The 7,280-nt window shown below is 56.8% G+C and carries 7 protein-coding genes; 4 read left to right on the plus strand and 3 right to left on the minus strand.

The window, feature by feature from the left end; translation table 11 throughout:
- Nucleotides 1–525 (plus strand): RagB/SusD family nutrient uptake outer membrane protein (locus Q0510_RS14465; RefSeq protein WP_298713106.1); only part of this gene is annotated, 525 nt, incomplete at its 5' end.
- A gap of 60 nt (nucleotides 526–585) precedes the next feature.
- On the opposite strand, the gene Q0510_RS14470 is transcribed toward Q0510_RS14465, so the two are convergent.
- Nucleotides 586–1,371 carry a hypothetical protein gene (locus tag Q0510_RS14470; RefSeq protein WP_298713109.1) on the minus strand — a complete coding sequence of 262 codons (786 nt, stop codon included), beginning with the start codon at nucleotides 1,369–1,371 and terminating at the stop codon, nucleotides 586–588.
- A 303-nt stretch (nucleotides 1,372–1,674) separates the two neighbouring features.
- Between Q0510_RS14470 and Q0510_RS14475 the strand changes: the two genes are divergently transcribed.
- Nucleotides 1,675–2,277 (plus strand): histidine kinase, encoded by a 603-nt coding sequence (locus Q0510_RS14475; protein ID WP_298713112.1) that lies wholly within the window; start codon nucleotides 1,675–1,677, stop codon nucleotides 2,275–2,277.
- A 39-nt stretch (nucleotides 2,278–2,316) separates the two neighbouring features.
- On the plus strand, nucleotides 2,317–3,075 hold the full coding sequence (locus Q0510_RS14480) for a LytTR family DNA-binding domain-containing protein (protein ID WP_298713115.1): 759 nt from the start codon (nucleotides 2,317–2,319) through the stop codon (nucleotides 3,073–3,075).
- Here Q0510_RS14480 and Q0510_RS14485 read toward each other — a convergent pair.
- Both Q0510_RS14485 and Q0510_RS14490 read right to left on the minus strand, forming a co-directional pair.
- A complete protein-coding gene (locus Q0510_RS14485; RefSeq protein WP_298713119.1) occupies nucleotides 3,044–5,350 on the minus strand; it encodes a response regulator in 2,307 nt (768 codons plus the stop codon). The two genes, Q0510_RS14480 and Q0510_RS14485, sit on opposite strands and share 32 nt — an antisense overlap.
- Before the next feature lie 4 nt (nucleotides 5,351–5,354).
- On the minus strand, nucleotides 5,355–6,854 hold the full coding sequence (locus Q0510_RS14490; RefSeq protein WP_298713121.1) for an NAD(P)-binding domain-containing protein: 1,500 nt from the start codon (nucleotides 6,852–6,854) through the stop codon (nucleotides 5,355–5,357).
- A 157-nt stretch (nucleotides 6,855–7,011) separates the two neighbouring features.
- Between Q0510_RS14490 and Q0510_RS14495 the strand changes: the two genes are divergently transcribed.
- Nucleotides 7,012–7,280: hypothetical protein (locus Q0510_RS14495; protein WP_298713123.1), on the plus strand; the 269-nt coding region annotated here is incomplete at its 3' end.

Genomic DNA, 7,280 nt, shown 5'->3' on the forward strand with positions numbered 1-7,280 from the left:
AGCGGCGGCAAAACGGATTACTGCAACCAATGCCCCGAAGGCACGCAAACCTATCCCTTCGCGGAAAGCCAGGGCGGCTACCGCTGGAAGAAATACCAGTATTACGAAAACGTGAAAAGCTACGGCGGCCCCGCGAGCGGCATCAATTCGCTGGTGATCCGGTATGCGGATGTGTTGCTGATGCTGGCGGAAACGTATATCCAGGAAGACAATGCCGAAGCCGCCAGGCCTTTCATCAACCAGGTGCGCGGCAGGGTAGGGGCGTTCCAGTATACGACGCTGGGCAACAAGGCCAACGCCACCACGATCCTCATGCGCGAGCGCCAGCTGGAGCTGTCGGGCGAGCAGAGCCGGTACTTCGACCTGCTGCGCTGGGGCGTGATCAAGACCGTCCTCAACGCCGAACTGAAAGCGCAGTACGGCGCGGAAACGTTCCAGGATAAACATCTGCTGCTGCCCATACCGCAGCAGGAAAAAGATACGAACCCCAATGTGGCGAATGATGTCGCCAATAGTTGGAACTAGGTGGAATCGTGTATTTTGGTGCAGGCAGGCCGTTGCGATTTACGGTCTGCCTGTTTTTTATTACATCCGCGGCTCGATGAAGAGCGTGTTGTTGGCCATGTCCCACTCCGAAATATGCGTGGGCGAAACCACGCGCAAGGAAGGCTGGTCGAATGCCTTGGGATACAGCATGAGCGTGCAGATGTCGGTGGCGGAGATGTACGGCGAGTTGGATTTGCCATGGATATGCCCGGAAGATTTGCGGCCATGGGGCACCATGAGCGGGTGGGTATGGAATTCGGTCCGGTTGACGAGCGCGTTGTTTTGGTCGAATTCCAGCAGGTAATCGTTCCCCAGCACGAAAACGTTGCTGCGCACCGGCACGGACATCACGTATACTTTCCGGGAATTCCCTTCCACGATGGGCACTACGGAAAAGTAGGTGTCGCGCACCTTTTTGAATCCCGGGTCTTTCTTCAGCATGTCGGTCACGAGGTTCCAGAGTTCCCAGATGGCGGTTTCCTGTCCGGTCATGTGGCGGCCCACTTCCATATGGGCGGTTTGCGGTTTGCCGGTTGCGTCGAAACGGAAGCTGGTGACCACGGGGTTTTGGCTGGAACCGCGGTGCGGCATGATGAGGGTGTATTCCTGGCCGTTGCGGTAACTGAGATAGTCGCTGGCGCGGAGGGATACGCGGCCAGTGGTATCGGCTTCGATCAGTTCGATACCGGTTTTACAAATCTGGATGTGTTGGTAGAGGAGCATTCCTTCCGCACGGATGGAATCGGCGATCATCGCGAGGTTTTCCTGGGCGGAGGCGTGTACGGAACACACCGCTGCCCATGTGATCAGCAGGATTTTCTTCATAGGATAGGATATTGACCCCGGAAATATACGATAATCCGGGAAACGGCATAGCCCCCAAACGCAAATCCGTTAACCCAAACCCCTCATCCGTTAATTCCCTGTTCTTTACAGTCGTTTATTTCGTCAACTTCGTTGTCAAAGCAGAGGAGTCGTTCTATGGTTACAGGTTGGATATTCGGCGCGGTCGCATCGGGGCTGTTGATCATGTGGGGGGTAAGATCGTATGGATGTACGGTCCGGCTGCGCAAACGTTTGAGGGCTCAGGCTGAACTGCTCCGCAAGCAAGGGGCTGAATTGGAGAGAATGGAGGGTTTGTTGGGATTGAAATTGCTGCAGGCGAGGCTTAACCCCCATTTTCTCTTCAACTCCCTGAATTCCATCCAGTATTTTATCAGCCTGGACGACAAAAAGACTTCCCTCCAATACATCGGGAGGTTTTCGGCGTTTCTCCGCAAAATGATCCAGTTTGGGGACGAAACAGCCATCCAGCTGCACGACGAAACGGAACTGGTGCGCGATTACCTCCTGCTGGAGCAATACCGCTTCCCCGACCGTTTCGATTTCGTTATCAGGACTTTAGGCGATGCCGGGCTGGAAGAAGTACCCCCTTTCCTCACGCACCACCTGGTGGAGGAAGCGCTTTACAAAGGCGTGCTCCATCTCGACCGATCGGAAAAAGGGATGATCAGCATAGAAGTAAGGCCGGAAGGAGACAGCATCCGCATGGAAATTACCGACAACGGCATCAGCGGGCATTTCGGAAAAGACATGGAAAGCCATGCCGCCATGCTCGAAGAACGAATCAACCGTTTCAACGCCCTCCACACCCGGAACATCCGGCTCGAAAGCCGTAAAGCCGTCAACGGGCCCGGGCGCGAAAACACGACCGTCGTCACCATCCGATGAAAAAAACACCGTATCTTGTTACCACCTCAAAACCCGTTTATGAAATGCAAAGCGCTCATTGTGGAAGATGAAGTCCTGAGCCGCCAATTCCTTGCCAATATGGTCCGCGAGCACTGTCCGCAGCTGGAGCTCGCCGGCGCCGCGTCTAGCGTCGACGAAGCGGTGCAGATGATCGAAACACTTTCCCCGCAGCTGGTATTCCTCGATATCGAGATGCAAACGGGCACCGGGTTCGATGTATTGCAACGCGCTTCCGGCCACAAATTCCACGTCATTTTCACCACCGCCTTTGATCATTACGCTATCCGCGCCATCAAATTCTCCGCTGTTGATTACCTCCTGAAGCCCATCGCATACGACGAGCTGCAGGAAGCCGTCGCCAAAGCGCTGCGGCAAATGGAATCCACCGGCGACGATAACCGCCTCGACCTCCTCCTCAAGAATATCTCCCGCCCGCCAGGCGACGATTTCTGCATCAGCCTTTCCACTTCGGAAGGCGTGGATTTCGTACCGCTTTCCACCATCATCCGCCTGGAAGCCAAAGGCCCGTACACCATCTTTTTCCTGAAAGACGGCCGGCAGATCATGGTCAGCCGCAACCTGAAGGAATACGAAATGACCTTGCAGGAATACGGCTTCTTCCGCATCCACAATTCCAACATCATCAATTTGAAAGATGTAAAACGCTGGGTGAAGACCGACGGCGGTTATGCCATCATGAGCGACGGCGCCATGGTCGCCATTTCCCCTAAGAAGAAGGAAGATTTCATGACACTGATGACAAAGCGGATGGTGTAAGCTGCCGCAGTTCTTCCATCGCCTGTTCCAGCACCTGCCTGATCTTTTGCAGTTGCGCGGGCTCGGCTGTCCGGTTTTGCTGGAGGGCCCGCAGTTCCGCGCCGATATGGTCCGTTAGCCCGAAGAAGCCGGCGGAGGTGCTCATGGTGTGCGCGATTTTGTAGAGTTGTTCCCCGTTACCGGACGCGGCGGCTTTTTCGAGGGCTTTGATGTCTTTGGGGGCCTGCTGGAGGAAGGTGCGGATCATTTCCTGCATGAACGCGGCGTTGTGGCGCGTTTGCTCGCGGAGGAAGCGGAGATCGGCCACGGGGGCGGGCCGGTTGCCAACGATGGCGCTCAGCAATTCGTGTTCACGGAAAGGTTTGGATAGATAGCCGTTCATCCCGGCGGCGAGGCATTTCTCTTTTTCGCCGCTGAAGGCATGCGCGGTAATGGCTACGATGGGCGTCTGCAACCCCAGCTCTTCGCGGATCTTGCGGGTGGCGGCGTATCCGTCCATCCCGGGGATCTGGATGTCCATGAGGATGAGGTCCACGGTGTTTTTCCGCAGCCAGGCCAGGGCTTTGGTACCGCTGTTGACGCCGAACGCTGTATAGCCATTATTTTCCAGCATGAGGCGGGTCATTTTCTGGTTGAGGACGTTGTCTTCCACCACCAATACCCTGCAACCCGCGCCCTCTGCGGCGGCGGCTGCTTCGGGCTGGCAATGATCCCCGAACGATGCGGCTTTGACGAAAGGTAACTTCACGAGGAATTCCGTGCCTTTGCCCGGCTTGCTTTCCAGCGTAATGGAACCGCCCATGATCTGCGCCAGCTCCCGCGCGATGGCCAGGCCCAGCCCCGATCCGCCGAACTTCCGGGAGATCGCAGTGTCGGCCTGCGTGAACCGTTCGAACACGGCTGCCTGCTTGGCGGCGGAGATCCCGATGCCGGTGTCGCGGATGCGGAATACGGCGCGCAGGGAATGAGGCGTGTCGGCTTCTGCCGTACAGGTGATGGCGATGCTGCCCTTTTCGGTGAATTTAACGGCGTTGCCGATGATGTTGAGCAATATTTGAGATACGCGCATGCTGTCGCCCAGGAGCGGCTGCGCGAGGGGCTCGCTGATGGTGCAGGTATATTCCAGTTCCTTGCTGCGAACCCTGGGATCCAGCATGAGGCCGATGGCATGGAGCATCTGCGGGATGTTCAGGGGCGCCGCCGCCACGGTGATCTTGCCGGCGTCGAGCTTGCTGAGGTCCATGATATCGTTGATGGTCGACAATAAATTGCTGCCCGAAGTGCAAATGGCTTCCAGGTACTCGCTCTGTCGGGAGGACAACCGCGTCTTCTTCAACAATTCCGTAAAACCCAGGATGGCGGTCAGCGGCGTGCGCAGCTCATGGCTCATGTTCGCCACGAATTCCGATTTCGCTTTCGAAGAATCTTCCGCCATCACCCTTGCTTTCTCCAGTTGCTCTTCTATCGTTTTCCGGAGGAAGAATGTAGGGATATCCGCGGAGCCTGCGGCCGACACCGGCGAACCGCTTTCCTGCGATAATCTTTTCAGGTGCTCGTTCATCTTATGCGGCGGCGACATCACGAAGGTGCATTGCGCATCTCCCTTGGCCCGGCAGCTGATTTCCACCGCGGTGAGCGGCAGCCCGAAGCTTTCCTGGCACCAGCCGGTGGAATACCCCGCGCTCATGATGCACACCGGCGATTCCGATTTGGCGCCTGCCCGCACCCACGCATCCGCTTCAAACGAAAACGGATGGTGGTAATGCAGGAAATAGTTATCATCGGGCGTAGGCGAACTGGTGGGCAGGATGTCCACGAAAGCCCAGCCCGTATAGGCGAAGTGAACCGGCCCCGCCGACAGGCGCGACAGCGGGTCGGTGACGTGCATTTTAGCATGGAAAGCCTTGGCGTCGTTGATGCCGATGGCATGCGAAATATCGAACAGGAAATCGCGCCCGATGCCGAAAGCCTCGCTCTGGCTGCGGTCGGCATACAGATGCATGATGCTGTCGAGAAAATCCTTGGAAAAAGCCGAAGCCCTCACCAATACATATCGCTCATCGGAGATCTCGATAGTGCCTTCTGATGGCCGCATACGGATGTCGGAGAAATACGCTTTCACTTTTTCTTCCGCGGCACGGAAATAAGGACTAAACTCCGCCGGAACTTTGACGGAGGGGGCATCGGTAGTTGGCAGCGGATGCGGGGCGGAAGCGGCAGCTTCCAGTTCCCTGATCCGGTTTTTCAATGCTGCAATTTGATCAGTTGCTTTCATGTTTTCAGGCAATGGCGTCTGCGGTACGAACGGCCGTCCGCGACCGGGGTATTTCCTTCGGGGAATCTCCCAGTAAAATACGATAATCTTTCGGGTTGATGGGCTTAAAAAATTCGTAAGGAATCCAACGGGTGGCGGTGGTGCGCAGGCCCATGTCCCGCATCAGCTGGTCCAGGTGCATGAAGTTGAAAGGCGCCACGCAGGTGCCGCTGAACTCCCCGGCAATAGGCCTGCCCGTTTTCCGCCAGTTGTCCATATACGCCATGTCGTCGCGGATTTGTTCCGGGGCGGGAAGGCGCAAACTTCTTTGTGCGTAACGCAACAGCCAGTTGGCCGCCACCTCGGAAGTGAGGGTGGTGAAGAGGCTGGAATTGTACCCCACGAACCCGAGGTTCGGCACATCGGGGTGGATGATGTTGCGGAACAAACGGAAATGGCCGTTATCGCCGATAATGTGCTTGCGGTATTGCTCGTCGAGGAAATGCAGGGTTTGGCGGAAGCCGGTGCCGCAAACAAGTAAGTCTGCCTGGATAGCCGCGCCGTTGGTGAGATAGATCGTTTCGCCGTCGATCCGCGCGATCTCCGTTTGTTGCGCCTGTATCGCGCCGCTTTTTACTTTCTCATAAAACCCTACGGGCGCCACGCCCAGGCTGCAGCTGATCTGGTCTTCGATCTTGTGCGAGGGGAGCATATTGCAGGCCTTGAGGTTGAATTGTTTTTTCAGCAGCAGTTCCAGTCCGCGCCATTGCATCCATACCATCGGTTTGCCGGCGCTGTGCAGGAATTTCTGGAAAGCGGTTTTGCGGGGGGCATTGAAGAAGGCTTCGGAGAATCGCGAGAAAAGCAGGTAGCGCATATTGATGAGGTTACCGAAATAGCGCGGCACTTTCCATTGCGCTTTGCGGAACAGCAGGTGGCATGCGGTGGCGTTATCTGCCGCGAGCGTTGCCACGTCGGTCGCGGATTTGGCGAACCCTACCACGGCCACGCGTTTATTTTTCAGGACCTCCGGACCGGCTACCTGGCTGGAATGGAGGATTTGCCCCCGGAAGGTTTCCGCCCCCGGGAATGCCGGGATGCTCGGGGTGCTGAATGTACCGGTGCATACGGCCATGAAATCGAAAGCCAGCGTATCGGTCTGATGGCTGAGGAGGTCGGTTACATCCGCCAGCCAGGCGCCGTCTTCCTGCCGCAGCCACGACACCGCCGTGTTGAAACGGATATGCGGAAGGATGCCGAAATGTTCGGCATACGAATGGAGATATTGCTGTACCTGTTCACCGGAGGGCCAGAGGGGATAATCGCCGGGCATGGGGAAGTCGGAGAAAGCGTATTCATCGCGGGTGGTTTGGGTGGCTACGCCGTGATAGGAGCGGCTCTTTTCCCAGACACCGCCGATAGCGGCGGCTTTTTCGATGAGAGTGACGCGGTATCCCGCGCGGAGAAAGGTTTTCGCAGTGGCCAGGCCGCTCAGGCCCGCGCCGATGATGCCGATGTGTTGCATAACAGTGGGGTTTAGTACCGTGAAATTAGCGGTGCGGGCGCCGGTTCCGGCGGGCCGATTAATGATTGCGGCCTCCCGGTTAACCCAAAAGCGGTTCCCGTTAATTCCGTTCCCCGAGGCAGGGATCATTGCCGCACTTTTACAAAAAAGTTACCCCATGATGTTAGCAACCACTTCTTCCTACGAGTTCCTGCGCCGCATTATCAATAACGGCGGCCCCGAAGCGCGCGAGTATGCAGCGCTCAACGAAGTATTCGAATCCATCGCCGCGTCCCTCCGGGCCGGCGAGCTTTCGGAAGCAGACAAAGCCGCCTTGTACAAAGGGTTTGGCTCCGACGAAGAAATCGGCCATACCATTCTCGGCCACGCCCGCGCCAAGCCATTCGGCTATGCCGGCGATTTTCTCATCATCGATAAAATCTACCG

Source organism: uncultured Chitinophaga sp., from assembly GCF_937874145.1.
Taxonomy (GTDB): domain Bacteria; phylum Bacteroidota; class Bacteroidia; order Chitinophagales; family Chitinophagaceae; genus Chitinophaga.